Source organism: Lachnoanaerobaculum sp. OBRC5-5 (genome assembly GCF_000296385.1).
GTDB lineage: Bacteria > Bacillota > Clostridia > Lachnospirales > Lachnospiraceae > Lachnoanaerobaculum.
The window spans coordinates 511,235-532,192 of record NZ_JH815185.1; the positions used below are offsets into that span (position 1 = coordinate 511,235).

At 35.9% G+C, this 20,958-nt stretch carries 20 protein-coding genes; all 20 read left to right on the plus strand.

Annotated elements, in window-relative coordinates; translation table 11 throughout:
- Positions 1 to 84: 84 nt before the first annotated feature.
- The 20 genes from radC (at position 85) to HMPREF1135_RS02480 (ending at position 20,947) form a co-directional block, all read left to right on the plus strand.
- Positions 85 to 774 carry a RadC family protein gene (radC, locus tag HMPREF1135_RS02385; RefSeq protein WP_007591585.1) on the plus strand — a complete coding sequence of 230 codons (690 nt, stop codon included), beginning with the start codon at positions 85 to 87 and terminating at the stop codon, positions 772 to 774.
- Positions 774 to 1,604: a rod shape-determining protein MreC gene (gene mreC / locus HMPREF1135_RS02390; protein ID WP_007591590.1), complete on the plus strand. Its 831-nt coding sequence runs from the start codon at positions 774 to 776 to the stop codon at positions 1,602 to 1,604. Before radC ends, mreC begins: the two co-directional genes overlap by 1 nt.
- On the plus strand, positions 1,605 to 2,114 hold the full coding sequence (gene mreD / locus HMPREF1135_RS02395) for a rod shape-determining protein MreD (RefSeq protein WP_007591592.1): 510 nt from the start codon (positions 1,605 to 1,607) through the stop codon (positions 2,112 to 2,114).
- Positions 2,114 to 4,987, plus strand: a complete 2,874-nt coding sequence (locus tag HMPREF1135_RS02400) for a penicillin-binding transpeptidase domain-containing protein (protein WP_007591593.1) — start codon at positions 2,114 to 2,116, stop codon at positions 4,985 to 4,987. Before mreD ends, HMPREF1135_RS02400 begins: the two co-directional genes overlap by 1 nt.
- 78 nt (positions 4,988 to 5,065) lie before the next feature.
- Positions 5,066 to 6,187, plus strand: coding sequence for an FtsW/RodA/SpoVE family cell cycle protein (locus HMPREF1135_RS02405; RefSeq protein WP_007591594.1), 1,122 nt, complete (start codon positions 5,066 to 5,068; stop codon positions 6,185 to 6,187).
- Positions 6,188 to 6,202: 15 nt separating this feature from the next.
- Positions 6,203 to 6,598 (plus strand): methylglyoxal synthase, encoded by a 396-nt coding sequence (locus HMPREF1135_RS02410; RefSeq protein ID WP_007591595.1) that lies wholly within the window; start codon positions 6,203 to 6,205, stop codon positions 6,596 to 6,598.
- Positions 6,599 to 6,602: 4 nt separating this feature from the next.
- A complete protein-coding gene (locus tag HMPREF1135_RS02415) occupies positions 6,603 to 7,586 on the plus strand; it encodes a serine hydrolase (protein WP_034242872.1) in 984 nt (327 codons plus the stop codon).
- 83 nt (positions 7,587 to 7,669) lie between these two features.
- Positions 7,670 to 8,089 carry a hypothetical protein gene (locus HMPREF1135_RS02420; protein ID WP_007591604.1) on the plus strand — a complete coding sequence of 140 codons (420 nt, stop codon included), beginning with the start codon at positions 7,670 to 7,672 and terminating at the stop codon, positions 8,087 to 8,089.
- Between the two features lie 177 nt (positions 8,090 to 8,266).
- Positions 8,267 to 9,658, plus strand: a complete 1,392-nt coding sequence (locus HMPREF1135_RS02425) for an HlyD family efflux transporter periplasmic adaptor subunit (protein WP_007591610.1) — start codon at positions 8,267 to 8,269, stop codon at positions 9,656 to 9,658.
- A gap of 8 nt (positions 9,659 to 9,666) precedes the next feature.
- A complete protein-coding gene (locus HMPREF1135_RS02430; protein ID WP_007591612.1) occupies positions 9,667 to 10,347 on the plus strand; it encodes a YggS family pyridoxal phosphate-dependent enzyme in 681 nt (226 codons plus the stop codon).
- A gap of 25 nt (positions 10,348 to 10,372) precedes the next feature.
- Positions 10,373 to 10,897, plus strand: coding sequence for a cell division protein SepF (locus HMPREF1135_RS02435; protein WP_034243316.1), 525 nt, complete (start codon positions 10,373 to 10,375; stop codon positions 10,895 to 10,897).
- A 2-nt stretch (positions 10,898 to 10,899) separates the two neighbouring features.
- Positions 10,900 to 11,649 carry a YlmH/Sll1252 family protein gene (locus tag HMPREF1135_RS02440; protein WP_007591616.1) on the plus strand — a complete coding sequence of 250 codons (750 nt, stop codon included), beginning with the start codon at positions 10,900 to 10,902 and terminating at the stop codon, positions 11,647 to 11,649.
- 10 nt (positions 11,650 to 11,659) lie between these two features.
- Positions 11,660 to 12,748: a 3-dehydroquinate synthase gene (gene aroB, locus HMPREF1135_RS02445; RefSeq protein ID WP_007591618.1), complete on the plus strand. Its 1,089-nt coding sequence runs from the start codon at positions 11,660 to 11,662 to the stop codon at positions 12,746 to 12,748.
- Positions 12,733 to 13,233 (plus strand): signal peptidase II, encoded by a 501-nt coding sequence (lspA, locus tag HMPREF1135_RS02450; protein WP_007591625.1) that lies wholly within the window; start codon positions 12,733 to 12,735, stop codon positions 13,231 to 13,233. Before aroB ends, lspA begins: the two co-directional genes overlap by 16 nt.
- Positions 13,234 to 13,250: 17 nt before the next feature.
- Positions 13,251 to 14,165, plus strand: coding sequence for an RluA family pseudouridine synthase (locus tag HMPREF1135_RS02455; protein ID WP_007591626.1), 915 nt, complete (start codon positions 13,251 to 13,253; stop codon positions 14,163 to 14,165).
- A 164-nt stretch (positions 14,166 to 14,329) separates the two neighbouring features.
- On the plus strand, positions 14,330 to 14,956 hold the full coding sequence (locus HMPREF1135_RS02460; protein ID WP_007591627.1) for an AAA family ATPase: 627 nt from the start codon (positions 14,330 to 14,332) through the stop codon (positions 14,954 to 14,956).
- Positions 14,953 to 16,047, plus strand: a complete 1,095-nt coding sequence (locus HMPREF1135_RS02465; protein WP_007591628.1) for an N-acetylmuramoyl-L-alanine amidase family protein — start codon at positions 14,953 to 14,955, stop codon at positions 16,045 to 16,047. The genes HMPREF1135_RS02460 and HMPREF1135_RS02465 overlap by 4 nt, the downstream gene beginning before the upstream one ends.
- Before the next feature lie 26 nt (positions 16,048 to 16,073).
- Positions 16,074 to 18,194 (plus strand): zinc ribbon domain-containing protein, encoded by a 2,121-nt coding sequence (locus HMPREF1135_RS02470; protein ID WP_007591629.1) that lies wholly within the window; start codon positions 16,074 to 16,076, stop codon positions 18,192 to 18,194.
- Between the two features lie 14 nt (positions 18,195 to 18,208).
- Complete coding sequence (locus HMPREF1135_RS02475) at positions 18,209 to 19,087, plus strand: zinc ribbon domain-containing protein (RefSeq protein ID WP_007591630.1); 879 nt, start codon at positions 18,209 to 18,211, stop codon at positions 19,085 to 19,087.
- Between the two features lie 153 nt (positions 19,088 to 19,240).
- Positions 19,241 to 20,947, plus strand: coding sequence for an LCP family protein (locus HMPREF1135_RS02480; RefSeq protein WP_007591631.1), 1,707 nt, complete (start codon positions 19,241 to 19,243; stop codon positions 20,945 to 20,947).
- Positions 20,948 to 20,958 lie beyond the last annotated feature (11 nt).

Below are 20,958 nucleotides of genomic sequence, written 5' to 3' on the forward strand. Positions count from 1 at the left end.
ACTTTACAAAATATTAATTAATTACTTTTATATTTTGTGATAAAATAAAATTACCTTTCATGCTTGGAGAGCGGAAAGGGATTTATGGGAAAAATAAAGGAATTACCACTTGAACAAAGACCATATGACAGAGCGCTGGAGTATGGAGTGGAATCGCTTACAGATGTGGAACTTTTGGCTGTGCTTCTTAGAAGCGGTACAAAGGATGTCAATGTCGTAAATCTTGCATACAATATTCTTGAGGGTAATGGTGAAGGATTTGGAATACATAGTATTTTTCACCATAATATTGATAAATTGATGGCCATCAAGGGTGTGGGAAAGGTTAAGGCTGTACAGATACTCGCGCTTGGAGAGTTTTGCAAAAGAGCTTGGGAGAGAAAAAACACAAGAAATAGCATTTCTTTTTCTTCACCTGACGTGGTTGCAAACTATTATAAGGAGAGTATCAGACACTTGGAAGTTGAGGAACTTAGAATTATTTTCCTTGATACAAGACAGAGACCTATTTCCGATATGGTGATTTCAGTTGGAACTGTGAATGCTTCTTTGGTTTCTGTCAGAGAAATCTTGATAGAAAGCTTAAAGCATTTGGCGGTAAATGTTATTTTACTGCACAATCATCCAAGTGGTGACCCGTCGCCGAGTAAGGCGGACATAGATATAACAAAGGATATTAATAAAGCGCTTGATAGTATAGGGATAGAACTTATAGACCATATAGTCATAGGTGACAACTGCTATTACAGCTTTAAGGAACAGGGGATTATTTAATGGATTCTAGAAACCGACTTGTACTGATAATTTTAAGTATAATTAGTATCATTCTTATAGGAATAACTTCATTCAATGATTCTATTATTTCGCCTTTAAGACAGGCGGTAGGAATTGTGTTATTGCCGGTTCAATCCGGAGTAAATACTGCCGGTAGGGCGATATATGACAATATAGAAGAGCAAAGAAAGTTGCATGACGCAATCAATGAAAATACCTTGCTCAATAAAAAAATTGATGAGCTTACGGAGGAAAACACGAAGTTGATGGCGGATAACGGGGAACTTGCAAGGCTCAGAGAATTGTATAAGCTTGATGAAAGTTATTCGGACTATGAGAAGGTTGGCGCCAGAGTGGTGGCAAAGGACAGTACAAAGTGGTTTTCTACTTTTACTATCGACAAGGGAAGTGATGACGGCATAGCGGTAGACATGAATGTTATAGGCTATGGCGGACTGATCGGAATAGTGACCGATGTAGGGAAAAATTATGCAAATGTCCGTTCAATTATAGATGATATATCAAGAGTAAGTGCAATGTCTCTTAGAACAGGTTCTCTTTGCAGAGTTGATGGTAATCTTGAGCTTTATAATGACGGAAGATTGATTTTAAAAGATGTAAAGTCGGATGCGGATATCTCCGAGGGTGATATGATAGTTACATCAAATGTATCAACCAAGTATTTGCCGAATATTTTAATCGGCTATGCCAGAGATTTAAAGGAAGATTCTTCAAGGCTTACAAAGAGCGGATATATAATACCTATAGTGAATTTTGATACTATATCTGAAGTTCTTGTAATAACCAAAAAGAAGGAAGTGAGTGATTAAATGAGAAGAATAATAGTAAATATAGCTTTTATTATATTTGCATTTGCACTTCAGATATGCATTTTCCCGTTCATACCGTTTTTATATGCCTCGCCGAACTTACTTATAATACTGACATTCACTTATGGATTCAGTCTCGGTGTGGAAGAAGGAATGCTCTACGGTGTGTTATGTGGAGTTTTGATGGACTTGTACTTTGCAGGTCCTTTCGGATTTTTTACTTTATTATTTATATGGATAGGGTATATCAACGGTAAGCTTTCAGCCTTCTTTTATGAGGAATATATAGTTTTACCGTTCATAGTGTGTACAATAAGTGAAGTTATGTACAATGTATTTATTTATGTTTTCAGATTCTTGATAAGAGATAAATTTGAATTTTTATACTATTTGAAAAATATTGTAATACCCGAGGTAATAATAACGCTTATATTTACATTGTTATTATACAGGTTTTTACTTTGGTACAATAAAAAACTCAGGATATTGGACAGTAGAGGAATTAATTAGTGATAAGGGATTTTAAAGATTTTTTAGGGGACTTTTTTGAAAAGATAAAATCCTCCAGACTATTTATACTTAGTGTAATATATGCCTTCATGGTATTTATCCTTGGATCTAAACTTTTCACCATGCAAATGGTAAACGGAAAAGAGGCACAGGATAAGTATGTTCAAAAAATAAAGAAAACGGTAGCCACCACAGGTGCAAGAGGAAATATATATGACAGAAACGGCAATCTTTTAGCCTATAATAAACTGTCTTATACGGTAACTATCACAGATGGCGGATACTATAAAAAGGTTAATGACAAAAATAATATGTACTACAGGCTGGTACAGATTTTAAGAAAACATGACGAGAATATCGAGGGAGATTTTTTGGTAGCGGTAGATGAAAACGGTGATTTTTACTATACCACAAAATCCGACACAGCCAGACTGAGATTTATTGCAGATATGTACGGCTTGAAATCATTGGATGAACTTGATGATAAGGCCGGAAAGTATCCTTCAAATATCAGTGCGCAGGAGATGGTTGATAAAAAACTTAAAACCTACGGACTTGATAAAATGACTGACAGTGACGGTAATATCTACAATTTGTCCGGTCAGGACAAAATAGATTTGATAAATATAAGATATGAAATGGGTAAAAAACTTTACAGAAGGTATGAGCCCACTATTATATCTACAAATATATCTGAAGAAGCAAAGATTGATATTATGGAAAATACGGCGTCTTTGATAGGTGTTGATGTGGAAAATGACACCCTAAGAGTCTACAATGATGCGGTTTATTTTTCGGATATAATCGGATATACGGGAAAAGTTCCGGATGACAAGCTTGATGAACTTTTAAAGGAAAGACCTGATTATACATTAAATGATATTGTAGGAAGAATCGGTATAGAAGAGAGCATGGAGACCACATTGCAGGGTACAAAGGGCTCAAAGACTATGATAGTTGATAATGTGGGAAGGATTATAGAGACTATAAGCGAAGTTGAATCAAGTGCGGGAAATGATGTATATCTTACTATTGATAAGAATTTACAAATAGCTACCTATCGCTTGGTTGAGCAGCAGCTGGCAGGTATTTTGGCAAGCAAGATTGTAAATGAGGACAATCCCAATACGGATACAACAGATTCAACACATAGACTTATACCTGTAAAAGATGCTTACTATCAGCTTATAGGTAACAATGTACTTGATACGACTCACTTTGCAAAAGCGGATGCGTCCGCAACGGAGCAAAGCCTTAATGCAAAGCTTACAGCACAAAAGGAAAGTATTTTAGTATCAATAAATAACGAGTTGACTTCAAGTGCCCCTACGGTAATGGGCGGATTGCCTGAAGATACAAAGGCGTATTTAAACTATATACATTCCGCACTTACAAAGAAGAGTATAATAAAAAAGGATAATATAGATACAAAATCCGAGGTTTATCAGGCATGGAAAAATGAGACCACTTCGCTTAGAGATTATTTGTTTATAGGAATATCAAGCGGATATATTGATACTACTATATTCTTTAACGACAGTAATTACTCAAGTGCCGAAGATATATACAGCAAGCTTGTAGAGTATATTCAAAATATGCTTAAGGATGATGCCGATTTTGATAAGCTTGTGTATAAATATTTGATCAGAAACAATGTGGTCACAGGAAGAGAACTTTGTCTGGTACTTTTTGATCAGGGAATACTTAATATGGATGAAGCCGCATATGCTCAATTGGCTGCAGGAAATGAAGGCTTTGCTTTCCCTTTCTTTATTGATAAGATTTCAAGGATAGAGATAACACCGGCACAGCTTGCGCTTGATCCTTGTTCTGCCGGAGCGGTGGTTACAGATGTAAATACCGGTGAAGTAAGAGCATTGGTATCTTATCCGGGTTATGACAATAACAGATTGGCAAACTCTATGGATGTTGCATACTTCAACAAATTACTGGAGGACGAAAGTTTGCCGCTATATAATAATGCGACTCAAACCAAGAAGGCGCCGGGTTCAACTTTCAAGCCTATTACAGCAATTGCCGGTCTTGAGGAGCATGTTATAAATGCAACGGACACGGTAGTGTGTACAGGTGTTTACGATACTATAAATCCGGCTATAAAATGTTGGATTTATCCGGGAAGTCACGGACCGGAGTCTGTAGTAAAAGCTATACAGGATTCTTGTAATGTGTATTTTGCCGAGACGGGACACAGACTTTCTACAGACGGTAACGGTGAGTATTCATCCGAACTTGGTATAGAGAGACTTAAAAAATATGCCACAATGTTCGGACTCGATCATAAATCCGGAGTTGAAATAGTGGAAAATGAACCACAGATTTCAGATATCAACCCTGAACAGTCATCTATCGGTCAGGGTAATCACTCATTTGCAAATATTCAGCTTGCAAGATATGTAGCGACTATCGCAAATCAGGGAACTGTTTTTGAACTGAGTCTTTTGGATAAGGTTTGTGATCAATACGGAAATGTTGTACGAGATTACACCCCTGTTTCAAATTACCATGTGGATATCAGTCAGGATACATGGAATAATGTTAGAGAGGGTATGTACAGGGTTATAAAAGAAGGTTCGGCAAGGAAAGTATTTACCGATCTTAATATTAATATTGCAGGAAAAACAGGTACTGCACAGGAGTCAAAGACGAGAGGAAATCATGCTTTCTTTATCTCTTTTGCACCTTATGAGAGTCCTGAGATAGCTGTTACGGTAAATATCCCTTACGGATATTCCTCTACAAATGCGGCAGTTATCGCTAAGAATATTTATAAGTATTATTATAATCAAATTAGTTTGGATTATATATTGAATAATAGTGCACTTGATGTAAGTGATGTAAGAATTGGTGACTGATTTTAGAGGAAAATATATTAATTTTCAAAAAACACTGGATTTTTTTGCTAAATTCGTGTAGAATTTGGAGAGTAGAGAATGTTAGACGGTTTTAAGCTTAGATATTATCCGTTCAGACTGTTGGTTTATATTATAGTTTTAAATACTATAGGTGTATTGGTTATTTCCAGTGCTACAGGCGGAGACAAAGGAATGGTGGCCAAGCAGATATTTGGCGTGGTCCTCGGACTTGTACTTGTGGTATTGATATCACTGATACACTACAGAAAATTGATGGAACTGATGTGGATAGTGTATGGAATATGTATTATCTTGCTGCTTGCAGTGTTACTTTTCGGTTATGAGCCGGAGGGTGCCGGAGCGGTGAGATGGATTAAGGTACCGGTTATTGGACAGTTACAGCCTTCTGAAATAGTCAAAATAGGTATGATTTTATTTATTGCAGCTTTTTTGGGTAAACATCAGGAGGATATCGACAGAATTTCATTTTTACTTGTATTTGCCGTAGTTGCTGCTATACCATGTATTTTAATACTGAAAGAGCCTGATTTATCAACTACAATTGTAGTGTTTGTTATGATAATAAGTATGCTGTTTATCTCAGGAATCAGCTATAAATGGGTACTTGGCAGTCTTGCATTTTTAATACCATCAGCAGTAATATTTATATTTTTATTACAAAGTAACACAGTTCCCTTTTTAAGGGGATATCAAGCAAATAGAATACTTGGATGGATATATCCGGATAAGTATGCAGACATAAATGTACAGCAGGATAACTCGATTATGGCTATTTCATCAGGTCAGTTGATGGGTAAGGGACTGAATAATAACACTTTTGCTTCGGTTAAGAACGGAAACTTTTTATCCCAGGAGCAGACGGATTTTATATTTGCGGTTATTGGAGAGGAACTGGGATTTGTAGGCAGTATGGTGGTAATAGCGCTTTTTGCGCTTATAGTTGTTGAATGTTTTCACCTTGCTTCTAAAGCAAAAGATTTAGAAGGTAAGTTGGTTTGTGTAGGTTTTGCCGCATTGGTCGGATTTCAGAGCTTCACAAATATATCGGTTGCAACAGGACTTTTTCCTAATACCGGATTGCCGCTTCCATTTATAAGTTATGGGGTGAGCTCGCTTTTAAGCTTATTTTTAGGTGTAGGACTGGTTGCAAGTGTGGCTGTAAGACAGGGTAAGAACTAATATTTGGAGGTAAAGATGAATATAGGTTTGATCGCACATGATGCTAAGAAAAAGCTCATGCAGAATTTTTGTATTGCATATAGAGGTATTTTATCAAAACATAATTTATCAGCGACAGGAACCACAGGAAGATTGGTGGAAGAAGTTACCAATCTTAATATACATAGATATTTGGCCGGACATCTGGGCGGTGAACAGCAGCTTGGTGCCCAGATAGAAAATAATGATATAGATTTGGTAATCTTCTTAAGAGATCCCCTCACAAAGAAGAGCCATGAGCCGGATGCCGATAAGGTTATGAGACTTTGTGATACACATAATATACCTTTGGCAACAAATCTTGCTACAGCAGAGCTTCTTATAATGGCACTTGACAGAGGTGACTTTGAGTTTAGAGAGGCATACAGATAGTCTGATGGCGGATTATACTAAAAGAGGGAAAAAGCCGGTAAATAAAATATACCTAATTATTCCTGTTATTATAGTGATAGCGCTTTTTCTTGGAGGGGCATACTATTATCAGTTTATGATGACCGAGTACGACTTCTCCGGGAGACTTTCAAGTCTTGATATCGACACAAAAATTTCACCTCTTGCGGCAAATCTTGCATTGCCCGGTGAGAGTAATGTTGACGTAGATGATATTTCTTCGGAAAGCGTCATATTGGCAGGAGGTGACGGAAGTCTTTTAGCATCGAAAGACGCTACAAAGCAGATGTATCCTGCAAGTACAACCAAAGTTATGACCGCATTGTTGGCTCTTAAATACGGAAATCTCTCAGATGAGGTGACTGTGACTGACGACAGTGTTATAACCGAGGCCGGAGCAAGTCTGGCAGGAATTAAGCCCGGAGATAAGTTGACACTTGATCAACTTCTGTACGGACTTATGTTGCCTTCGGGAAATGATGCGGCAAATGCTATTGCCGTACATGTCGGAGGTAGTGTAGATAATTTTGTAAAGATGATGAATGATGAGGCAAAGAGAATCGGAGCTGTGGATACCAATTTTGTTAATCCCAGCGGTCTTTCCGACAGCAATCATTATACAACGGCATATGATCTTTATTTAATATTTAATGAAGCTATGAAAGACGGCAGGTTTATGAATTATGCGGGAGCTCCGTCTTATAATGTATCATATACGGCAGCTGACGGAAGTCAGGTTACAAAAAGTTGGAAAAACGGGAACAGATATATAACAGGTCAAGCGGCAGCCCCCGGAGGTATAGTGGTAGATGCCGGAAAAACCGGAACCACTTTGGCGGCAGGCAGTTGTCTTGTGATTTGCAGTGAGAATGCTGAGGGAAAAAGATATATTTCTGTTGTATTGAAGTCAAAGAACAGAGCGGACTTGTACGACAATATGTCTAAACTTCTTTCAAAAATCAATAAATAGCATTGCACTATTCCTATTAATATTTTATAATATCATTATATTATTTTATATTTGATAACAGTAAGTTTAAGGAGGACGTTACCATGGTTTCTATTATTGCAGGAGAGAAGGGTAAGGGAAAAACAAAGATTTTACTTGAAAGAGCCAATGAAACTGTTTCAAAGGCAAACGGCTCAGTCATTTATCTTGACAAGAGTTCAAAGCATATGTATGAACTTAATAACAAGATAAGACTTATTAATGTTAGTGAATTTCCTATCATGTCAGCAGACGGTTTTGTAGGATTCCTGGCAGGACTCATTTCATCCGATCATGATATTGAAGCTATATTCCTGGACAGCTTTTTGAAACTGGCAGTACTTGAAGGAGCAGACATTACTTCAACAATCGATCGTATAGAGACATTGGGAGAGAAATATGGAATCACATTCGTTTTGAGTGTTTCAACGGATGCATCAAATCTACCTGAAAATGCAAAGAAGAATGTTTCTGCAGCATTATAATAAAGAAAATATCATATAATTTTGTACGTGAATTATCTGATTTAATAGATAAAGGCAGACTCGATTTTGAGGTCTGCCTTTTTTAAATTTAATTGAAAAAAACACTCTTGTGCAGTATAATATAGAGAATTGTATTTATGCAGGCAATAATTGCTTGTTTTTTTAAGGAGAATAAAATTGGCTGATTCTAAAAAAATTATTCCCTATAGAAAAAAAAGAACTTTTAATGTGGGTGTTATAATATTCCTGTCCTTGCTGATTTATTTGATACCAAGTGCTGTCAGAGGAGCTACAAGAAAACAGATAAGATATAATGAAGTGGTTGAGGGAAGTATGTCCGAGAATAAGACGCACACCGGACTTATACTAAGAGATGAGAGCGTTCAAGTTTCACCGGATGGAGGATATATAAATATATATATGAGAGACGGTAAAAGAGCAGCTGTAGGAAGCAGAGTATACTCTCTTGATGCTACCGGAGATTTAAAGAAACTTATGGAGGCTTCGTCAGGAAAAGAAGATACCATATCGGATTCGAGTGTTATTGAAATGAAAAAGAAACTTTCAAATTTTACTTCGAATTATTCGGATTCTGATTTTGAGTATGTCTATGATACAAAATATTTATTGGACAATGCCGCAAGTGAATATTCGAATTTAATAAACATAGAAAATATTGATAATATTTCAAACGAAAACGGTTTGAGTCTTAATGTGATTACCTCACCTTATTCCGGAGAAATATCATATGCTATAGATGATATTGCCGAGAAAAAAGAGGAAGATCTTACTAAGAGTGATTTTGATACATCAAAACATCCTATAAGCTATATAAAGAATGAACAGCTTATAGAGGCGGAAACAAAGGTTTATAGGATTGTAAAAAGTGAATCATGGAGTATATATTTTGAATTTGAAAAAGGTGAGGAAGAGCTATATGCCGAAAAGAAAACTTTGACTGTAAAATTCAAATCAAATGGTCTGACACTTACAGGAGATTACTCTGTTTTAGAAACAAAAGACGGATATAGTCTGGGAAAATTGACATTTGATAAATATATGGTACAATTTATTTCAAACAGATATGCGGAGTTTGATATACAGTCATTAGTTGTAAACGGCTTAAAGATTCCGTCCAAATGTGTGCTTGAAAAAGACTTCTATACTATACCTGTTGAATATATGGCAAAGGGTGGAGATGGTGTAAGCGACGGATTTTATAAGCAGGTGGATAAAGACGGTACGACTTCAACGGTTTTTGTGCCGGAAGATATAATCAAGATTACGGATACAAATTGCTATATCAGTACAGAAAATAAGGATATAGCATCCGGTGATAAATTGATAAAACCTGATTCAAATGAAATCTTTGAGGTTTCGAACAAGGAAAAATTGTTGGGAGTATACAATATAAATAAAGGATATACAGTATTTAAGAATATAGATATACTTGGATCGAATAAGGAATTCTATATTGTAGATAAGGGTACAAAATACGGTTTAAAGGTATATGATCATATTTTATTGAATCCTGACGGTTTTAAAGAAGGAGAATTTATTTATCAATAGGAGAAACTATGGTTAAGGAAAACTTACAAAATGTTATAGATGATATGAAAATCGCCTGTGAAAAAAGCGGTAGAAATATAAATGATGTAACTCTTATTGCTGTAAGCAAAACAAAAACTAATGAACTTATTATGGAAGCTTATGAAAGCGGAGTAAGAGATTTCGGAGAAAATAAGGTGCAGGAGCTTTTAAGGAAAAAAGAGGAACTGCCGAAAGATATCAGATGGCATATGATCGGACATCTTCAGACAAATAAAGTCAGACAACTTTTAGGTAATACTGTGCTGATACATTCTATAGACAGCATAAGACTTGCGGACACGATAGATACGGAGGCAAGAAAAAAAGGTATTCATGTTGACGGATTACTTGAAATCAATATTGCAAAAGAAGCCTCAAAATACGGTTTCCTGGAAGAAGAACTTTATGAGGTTTTACCTATATTTGCAAGATATAAGAACCTACATATCAAAGGATTGATGACGATTGCTCCGAATGTAGAAAAATCGGAGGAAAATAGAAAAAATTTCGAGAAAATAAAGAAAATATCTGTTGACATAATTGAGAAAAACTATGATAATGTAGAAGTGGAATTTTTATCAATGGGAATGTCTGGCGATTATACTGTAGCGCTTGAAGAAGGTGCAAATTTGGTAAGAGTTGGTACAGGAATATTTGGGAAAAGATAAAAAAGATTGGAGAGAACACGCGAAGATGGAATTTTTTGATAAGATCAAAAGTTATTTACGAGTGAATGACAGCGATGATGAATCTTATGATGATGATATTATCGAAGTCGATGAGTATGAAGATGATGAGGATGATGTAGACATCAAAAACGCAAGCGAGCAGGTAGAAGAAGAGCCTATGAGGCCTAGAGTTGCAAGCAGAAATACTAAGGTTAACAAAGTTATTCCTATCAGAAAAGATATGGAAGTTACTATGTTCAGACCTACATCTGTAGAAGAGTCAAGACTTGTAGTTGACAGTCTTAAAGAAGGAAAGACAGTTGTTCTTAACCTTGAAGAGGTAAGAATCGCTATTGCACAGAGAATAGTAGATTTTATTTGCGGTGCCGCTTACGATATGGAAGGAAATCTTCAGAGCATTTCCGACAGTATTTTTATCGTTACACCTTCAAATATAAGTTTATCAGGTGAGTTTGTTGATTTACTTGGTAGCTCAGGAAGTATAGATCGCAGCAGTGCAGACGCTTCAGGATATGGTATGAGGTTATAGTTTTGGAAAAAGAAGAACTATTTCTAAGAAATAAATTTTTAGATTTAGCAAGAAACGCATATTTTAAGAACATTGTTACGTATTCCATGTTCTTAAATTTAAATGAGCAGGCAATTTTTGAAACAATTCAGAAAGATCTCCCGAATATAAGATATGTTATGTTTGGCGGTTATTCTGAAGCGGAAAGAAAAATTGTCTGCTTTTATTGTGACAATATTCCTGAATTCGATATGCTGGAATATATTAAGGTTTCGCCGGTTAATAAAAAGTTTGCAGACGAACTTACTCATCGTGACTTTTTGGGTGCATTGATGAATTTGGGTATTGAAAGGCGTATGGTGGGTGATATATGCATAGCGGATAATACAGCTCATATCATTACGTTTAAGAGTATGTCGGAAACTATAATAAGCGAGCTTACTACAGTAAAACACACAAAAGTCGTATTGGAGAGAGAAAGTGCGGATGAATTGAAGGCTGTAAACAGAGTGGAATATAAAAAGATAAATATTCCTTCCGAGAGACTGGATTCAATAATAGGTTCAATATACAATATTTCACGAAGCAAAGTCAATTTGTATATTGACGCCGGTAAGGTGTTTATAAATTCAAGACAGTGTTTTTCACATTCATCAAAAATAAAATCAGGGGATATTATAACTGTACGAGGGCTTGGAAGAGCAAAATTTTTGGGTATAAGTGCTTCATCCAAAAAAGGCAGACTGTTTGCAGAAACGGAAATTTTTAAATAGGGATTAGCAAATGTATTTAAATAGATTAGAAGTTAACTTTGAAAATAGGCCATGTTATGACATTGTTATTTATGATGACTTTTCTGACTTAAAAAATGAATTAAGTAAATTTGATATAGAAAACAGAAAAATTTGTATTGTCACAGACTCAAATTTGGCTGAAATATATCTTGATAAGGTAAAAGAAGAACTTGAAGGACTGAAAGTATTTACGCATATATTTGAAGCGGGAGAACAAAATAAACATCTTGAAACTGTTTCAGGAATATATGATACTTTAATCTTTAATAAATTTGACAGGAAAGATATCTTACTTGCTCTTGGCGGAGGTGTGGTAGGTGATATCTGCGGATTTGCGGCGGCTACATATCTTAGAGGAATTGATTTTGTGCAAATCCCGACAACTTTGGTGTCACAGGTGGATTCAAGTATAGGCGGTAAAACAGGAGTTGATTTCAAGTGTTTTAAAAACATGGTTGGAGCGTTTTATATGCCGAAACTTGTATATGTAAATATAAATACTTTAAATACTCTGCCTGAAGCGGAATTCTCATCGGGAATGGGAGAAGTTATAAAACACGGTTTGATATCTGACAAAGATTATTATTACGGCCTTTTTGAAAATCATAAAAAAATATTGTCAGGTGATATAAAAGCATTGGCCGATATGGTACTTACAAGTCAGAAGATAAAAAAAGAGGTTGTGGAAAACGATCCTTATGAAAAAGGACAAAGAGCTATATTAAATTTCGGACATACTTTGGGTCATGCTATTGAAAAAGAAAAGAACTTCAGCCTTTCACATGGAGCATGTGTGGGGCTTGGAATGCTTGCGGCATTTGATGTCTGTATAAAAAAGAATAAACTCGGTGAAGATGACAGGAAGTTTCTTAGTGATTTGATGGAGATTTATTCTCTTGAAACCGGAACGGATATTGATGTAGAAAAAGTTTTTGAAGCTACATTTAATGATAAAAAGATGGAAGCGGGACAAATAAAGTTTGTTTTATTAAATAAAATAGGAGATGCGTATATAGACAGAAATGTTAAAAAAGAAGATATGGTGGAGGCGTTGAAGAGTATATGCAAAGAAATATAGTTTATAAGTTTGCATCATTTTTTATTATGGTTGCAATACTGGTTGGAGTTGACCAGTGGAGTAAATACGAAGTTATGATGAAATTAAAAGATGCTCCTGCTTATCCTCTTATAGATAATGTATTGTATTTCTGGTACTCGGAAAATTCCGGTGCAGCTTTTGGAATATTACAGGGAATGCATGTTTTCTTTTATATAATTACCATAGCGGTTTTGCTGGGTATAATCTATTTACTTTTTAAGTTGCCTTCAGATAAGCATTATTATCCTTTGCTTTTTTGCGGAGGCTTAATTTTTGCAGGTGCAATCGGTAATTTCATCGATAGAATAATAAGAAGTTATGTGGTTGACTTTATTTATTTTAAACCTATTAATTTTCCTATATTTAATTTTGCGGACATCTGCGTAACAGTGGGTACATTTGTACTTTTTCTTTGTCTGGTATTTGTATACAAAGAAAACGAATTGGAATTTTATAAAAAATAATTTTAGTTTGGAGATAAATGGATAACTTTGAAATAAAAGTGGAAGAATCGGATATTGACAAAAGAATAGATGTATTTCTTGCGATGAATCTTGAGAGCTTTTCAAGATCGTATATTCAGGATTTGATTAAGAAGGGTAAGGCTTGTGTAAACGGGAAAGATGTAAAGTCAAATTACAGACTCAGAGACGGTGATATTGTAAATCTTGCCATACCTAAGCCTGAGCCGCTTGAAATTCTTCCTGAAAACATACCGCTTGATATAGTATATGAAGATGATGATGTAATACTTATAAACAAGCCGAAGGGTATGGTGGTTCATCCGGCCGCAGGGCATTACAGTGGAACTTTGGTGAATGCACTTTTATATCATTGCAAGGATAATCTCTCCGGAATAAACGGAGTGCTAAGACCGGGAATAGTACATAGGATAGATATGGATACCACAGGTATAATAATTGCATGTAAAAATGACAATGCCCATCAGCATATTGCAAAACAATTGGCCGAACACAGTATTACCAGAAAGTATGTTGCTATAGCTACCGGCAATATTAAAGATGATGAGGGGACGGTGGATGCTCCGATAGCCAGATCGAAAAATGACAGGAAGAAAATGGCTGTGGATAAAGACGGAAAGAGAGCGGTCACTCATTATAAAGTCCTTGAAAGGTTGAATAATTATACATATATTGAATGTGTACTTGAAACCGGAAGAACTCATCAGATAAGAGTACATATGTCATATATACATCATCCTCTGCTTGGTGATGAAGTGTATTCGGGAAAGAAAGAAAATATTAGATCGGAGGGACAATGTCTCCATGCAAAGGTGCTTGGATTCATACATCCACGAACAAATGAATATATGGAATTTGAAGCACCTGTTCCGGATTACTTTAATGAAATATTAAGAAAATTTAGAAAGAATTAAATATAAAACGGCATAAACATTAGCTAAAAAGTGACAACTGAAAGACAGATATATATACATTCTGCTTTTTTTGTTATATAATAATACATATAAATTATCTGTGTTTACATTTTTTAGTATTGTGAAAAATATGTAGACGGAAATTGATTATTTAGGAGGTAGGTATGGACAATAGATTGGTTATTACCATAGGTAGACAGTGCGGAAGCGGTGGAAGAAGGATCGGTCAGATGCTGGCTGAGCAATTGGGTATAAAATGCTATGATAAAGAAATACTCAACAGGGCTGCTAAAGAGAGCGGACTGGCTGCAGAGTTGTTTGAGACTCATGATGAGAAGCCGACAAGTTCATTTTTATACTCTCTTGTGATGGATACTTATTCTTTAGGATATACATCTTCATCCTATATGGATATGCCTATAAATCATAAGATTTTTTTGGCACAGTTTGACACTATTAAAAAGCTTGCATCCGAGGAGTCATGCATTATAGTCGGAAGATGCGCAGATTATGCTTTGGCTGACGATCCGAATGCGTTTTCTGTATTTATTACAGGAAATGATGAGGACAAGATTAAGAGAATTATGGAAACCAACAATATTGAAGCTAATAAAGCAAAGGATATTATGGTAAAGACAGACAAGAAGAGGTCAAGCTATTATAACTATTATTCAAGTAAGAGATGGGCAGACTCAAGAAGTTATGATTTGACTGTAAACAGTTCAACACTTGGGCTTGAAGGAAGTGTAGAACTTATTAAAACATTTGCAAAGATAAAAGGTCTATTATGAGATTAAAGTTTATTTGTCAGGCTATGCTTTTAGCAGGAGTTTTGACGGCGTGTGGCGGTAATAATTCAAGTACTAAGAATACGGTTGAAACTTCATCCGCTGTAAGTGTGGAAAGCAGTGCGGACGGAAAGGTAGTGCAGACGGATGTCGTAAGAAAGGTGACAAGGAGCAACAAGGATTCAACAACTGCACAGAGCTCTAAAGAGCCTGAGAGCAGTACTGAAGTTACTTCAGAAGCTGCCTCAAAGACTACCGTGTCGGAGACCGCCGCTGTAGAAGAAACTACCACAGTCAAGGAAACTCAGGCTGAAACCGAGGCAAAAAAATCTGAGGTAAAAGAAGCGGGAGAAATAGGACTTGATCCAAGTTGGCAGTATGCATCATTTTCAAAGATAAATTCAGGTAAAAGCGTGCTCTATAAGCCGAGTGAAAACGGTAACGGTATAACTATAGCCGTAAATGCCGGACATGGTACAAAGGGAGGCTCTTCACAAAAAACACAATGTCATCCTGACGGAACCCCAAAGGTAACAAGCGGTACCACAAAAGCCGGAGCCACCACAGCTATTGCTGTTTCCGAGGGTATGACATTCGCAGACGGTACACCTGAAAGTACCGTAACATTTGAGATGGCAAAGATACTGAAAGACGAGCTTTTATCCAGAGGATATAATGTATTGATGATTCGTGACGGCAGTGATGTTCAGCTTGACAATATTGCAAGAACGGTAATAGCCAATAATGTTGCCTCTGCGCATATAGCATTGCATTGGGATTCCACAAATGCAGATAAGGGGGCGTTTTATATGGGTGTTCCTGAAGTGGACTCATACAGAAGTATGGAACCTGTAGCTTCAAACTGGAAAAAGCATGAAAGCCTCGGTAAGTCTTTGATAAACGGATTGTCTTCAAACGGAACAAAGATTTTCAGTAAGGGAAGAATGGAGATGGATCTTACACAGACATCTTATTCAACTGTTCCGTCGATTGATATTGAATTGGGAGATAAAACATCGGATCACGGAAAAGATGAACTGAAAAAACTGTCAAAGGGACTTGCTGACGGTATTGACAGTTATTTCGGAAGATAAAATCAAGTGAAAATTTAGGGAGTATTATGAAAAATAAATTAAAATATCTTATATGTATATTGGCATTTTTGCTTCTTACAGCATGTGGCGGTGTTGTTAAAACAGATATGAGTTTTGATGATTCCTTTGCCGGAAGCAGAGTTATGACATATACAATATCAAATTCGGACTATACATCATATGTTCAAAAAGATTTTGCAACCGTAGCGGCAACATTGAAGGCGCTCTGTCCTGAAGATATTGAAATCACTTCCGTTACACAGGATGATTCAAATATTGTTGCTGTATTCACTATAAATTTCTCATCAAAAGATGACTATGAGAAAAAGGTTGGAAATATATTAAAAGCTGTCGGAAGCGACATAGAACCGAAGGTGACACTTTTAAGATCAAATACCGCATTTGCAAAGGGAGTTGCATTTCAGGAAAATTTCGGCACTGAAGACCTTCTAAAATGGATGCGTGACGGAATGATGAATAATGAATATATTACATCTTCATATGAGATTTATATATTCTCAACAAGTCAGGTAAGTCTTAATATAGCAGGTGAGGAATATGAAAAAGATGCCAATATGAGCATAATAGATGTAAATACCACAAAGTATTTGCCTATTAACGGTATCGAGTTCAATACAGTTATAAACAAAGACGGAAGTATTGACAGAAGTATTGCTATAGATATTCCGAATACCAGCTATGATCAGGCTAAAGATGATATAGATAAATTTATGGCTGAAAGATCGGGTGAAGTCGGAACAGGAACATGGTCGGAAGCAAATAATTCACATATTTTCACTGTTGAGGGTAAGGCTTTAAGTGCAGATGACTGTAAAAAGATGACTGAAAAGTTTACCGGAAAAAGTCTTGACAGTAAGACCGGTTCAGCTGCAAAGGATACTCAAGTCTCAGAGGAGACTCAGGTGGAGTCTGAGAGTAAAGAAAGTACCGAGGAGAGCACTGAAGCCACATCCGATACATCCGATGCTGTAGATAAAAGACATTTGTTTTCTAAAAATTATACTCTTAACGAGTATATAAATTTGGAAGACTATATCAGTAATTACAATAATGCCGTAAGCTTTGATTATTATGTAAATCCTGAGAATAATTATGAAGGAACTATAACAGACGGTACAGGATACTCATCTACAGTTTCACGTTCTGCAATGAGCGGTGACTCAAATACTTTGCTTTACAGCGGTTACAGTTCAACTTTTGATATAAAGCTGGATGTGAATATTTTGCCGAATGTAAGCAAATACAAGCATATCGTTGAGATTACTCCGACAGGTAAGATAAAAAGAAATATTACTGTGGTTTTCAGTGAGTCTTTCAATGAGAATGATGCAAAGTCTCTTGAGGAAAAACTGAAGAGTGTTCTTTCTAACAGCAAGATAAAACTTGATAAAGTGTCTTTAAACGGTAAGGATCTTGAAGTTAAGATATCATCTTCAGGTACTATGGATGAAGATGCAAAGATGTGGGAAGAAACTACAGGATACAGCAGATCAATAAGCAGCCTGGACATCGATAAGAAGGGATATTTTGTAACAAAGCAGAGAATTTCATTTATGGACGACTTTAATCCTGAGATTTTCACATCAGGAAATGTTGATTCATATGAATACATTGTTAAAAATGTAGGTAAGCCTGTAGATAGGGGTTTATATATAGACGGAAGCTTTGAAAATGCCGAAGCAAAGTTTAAAGGCAACGACTTCATTGTAAAGGGTGAGAATGTTATGATGTCAAATTACAGTTCTCCATTCTTTGTGAGCGTTCGTACAAACTTTACTATATATATTATCTTTGCAGCTGTTGCATTTGTATTTATTTTGATAATAGCTATACTCCTTCTGATTTTGTTTAATAAATCAAAGAAGAATAAGAATAATGTAGTTGTTGTAGATGCACCCGTTAATACAACAAGCAATACGGTAAGTATTAAAAAGGATGATGTTAGGGAAGCTGTAGTAGCGGATAAAACTCCGGAAAATACACAGGATACGGAAGTTGTGAGTGAAGAAAAAGACGAAGATGTAAGCGAGGCTAAGCCAAGTGATAAGGTAGTTTGTTCCAACTGCGGTCAAGAAAACAATGCAGGTGATAAGTTCTGTTCATCTTGTGGAAAAGAAATTTTATAAAGGAGGTAGATTGAATGTTTAAAGGTATAAAAAGAACAAAAAACAATGACTTGGTTATCAATAATAAAGGGCTCAGTGTTTTGAATATATTATTTGTTCTATCTGCTTTAATTACACTGTTTTTCTTTATTCCGGTATTGAAAGTTGATTTCAGTTACGGATTTTTCGGAGATGACTTAAAGAAGAGTTTTTCTTTATTCAGCATGGCAACATTGAAGCTTGATGGTCTTGATCTTAGCGGATTGGCTGCCGTAAAGGGATATACATTATTATTTATAATTTATCCTATAGTAAATATTGTTATGTGGCTGTTAAATAAAAAATCTACAGGTAAGGGCAGCTATATATTTGTTCACGTTATTTATTTGCTCAATATATCTTTAGGATTTACAGAGTTTATAATAATGAATGCTTTATCCGGTTTACATGCGGATGAAATGAAGGGTACATTCTTTGTATGGATATTTCTGTTGATATTACTTATAAATCTTATATTATCTGTATACGGTATATTAAAAACCGGCAGAACTGAAGTTGATGAGAATGCGGCCGCTTTGGATATGAATGTGGACTATGCAAAAGGAATACTCAATAAAGCAGGCAATGTAGCTACAAATGTGGCAAGTAATGTATCGGCAGCCGCTTCAAAGGCTGCGGCATCAAAGCCTCAAAAAGAGCAAAAGGATGAAGTTAAATTAAATACTGTTGTGTGTGACAGTTGCGGTAACGAGTGTCCTGAAACTTCAAGTTTTTGCACTAAATGCGGGCACAGCCTTGAAGATGCGAAAAAGGCTAAAGAAGCAACACCTTCCTATGTAGATGAGGCTGCAAAGATTGCAAGAGAGATGGCATCAGATGATACGGAGTCAAAAGGAGTATCACTTTCTAAATAAAATATTAAGAGATAGCGTTTAATACTTTAAGGTGGGCTTTTGCCCGCCTTTTTTATAGAAATATCACTTATTATTCTATTTTTCTTAGTGTATATTGTTTTCATCTATGATAGAATATATAGAAGTACTTCTTGAAAGGAGCATTACTCCAAAATGAGAGATGATGATTTTTACAGAGAACTTAGTGAAGCTGACAGTGAAGATCTTGAAAAATACTTAAAAGATTTAGCTAAGCTTAAAAAAATTAGAGAAGAAGAAAAACTTAAAGAAGAAAATAAAAAACTGCTTAAAACATTAAGTGAAAACAATAAGAAACTTGAAGAAATCGGACAGAATATAAGAAAAGTGGAAAAGAAACCGGATAAGATAAATATCATAGGTTCAAAGAAATCTTCAAAGATAAAGAACGGAAGAAATATAAAAAGTAATACTAACGATAATGAGGAAACCGGCGGAATAAAAATTCCTTTGCCAAAAAGCAGTCAAAAAGCTGTAGTAAGAAGGGATGATGTATACAGAACTCAGACCGTTCAAAGAGAAGAGGCACCTAAAAAGGTGGTTAAAAAGAAGGTTACAAAGCCTGTTACCAAAAAGATCGTTAAAACTAAAAAAGTTACGAAAAATGTGAATCCAAGGACTGTGAAAAAAGTCGAAAAAGAAAGAGTTAAAAAACCTAAAAAGAAAAGAGGTTTTTTGACAAGACTCTTCCTTTTGGTATTACTGTTTACAATAGTAGGAGGAGGAACTTATTTTGCATTCCACTATGTTAAAAATCAAAAGGGTTACTATACCGTGGCAGTTTTCGGTGTGGACTCAAGAGACGGAAATGTGGAAAAGGGTGCATTAAGTGATGTGAATATGATTGTCAATGTAGACAGAGAAAGCGGAGATATACAGCTTATATCAATCTATAGAGATATGTATTCAATGATAGATGAGGACGGAAAATTCCATAAGTTCAATCAGGCCTATGTAGAAGGCGGACCTGAACAGGCTCTGGAGACTCTAAACAGAAACCTTGACCTTGATATAAAGGATTATATAACGGTGAACTGGAAGGCGGTAATTGACGCCATAAATATACTTGGCGGAGTAGACCTTGAGATAACGGATGCAGAGTTTAAATATATGAATTCATTTATTGCAAAGACTGTAGAGGCTACAGGCGTGGGATCATATGAGCTTGAGCATGCGGGAATGAATCACCTTGACGGAGTTCAGGCTGTAGCATATGCGAGACTGCGACTTATGGATACTGATTTTAACAGAACGGAGAGACAGAGAAAGGTTGTAAGCCTTGCTTTTGATAAGGCTAAGAACGCAAATTTCTCTACTTTGTACAGTATTTTGGTGGCTGTTCTGCCTCAGACAGCTACTAATGTAGGAATAGATAATCTTATACCTTTTGCAAAGGATATATCAAAATATCATCTGAGTGAAACAACAGGATTCCCTTTTGATAAAGATACAAAGAAAATGCATAAGAGAGATTATGTTATTCCGATAACATTGAAATCAAATGTTATAGCTCTTCATGAGATGCTTTACGGTAAGATACCGGGATACAGCTATACCCCGAGTGAGATGCTTGTTAAGATAAGTAATAAAATTATCAAGGATACAGGTATGGGAGCCGACAAAGAGAGCACCGATATAACTCTGGACTCAAATTTGGACGGTGCCATAGGTATAAGTCCTCATAAGAGTGAAGGTGAGGAGCATCATGAAAATAACGAGGGTGAGCATCCGGATGAGACACAAGAACATGAGTCACATGAAGAATCACATGAAGATACACAACCTGAAGAGAATATAACTGAAGCTGCAATTGAAGGCGAAAGTGAAACAAGCAGTGAATAAAAGGAGAATAT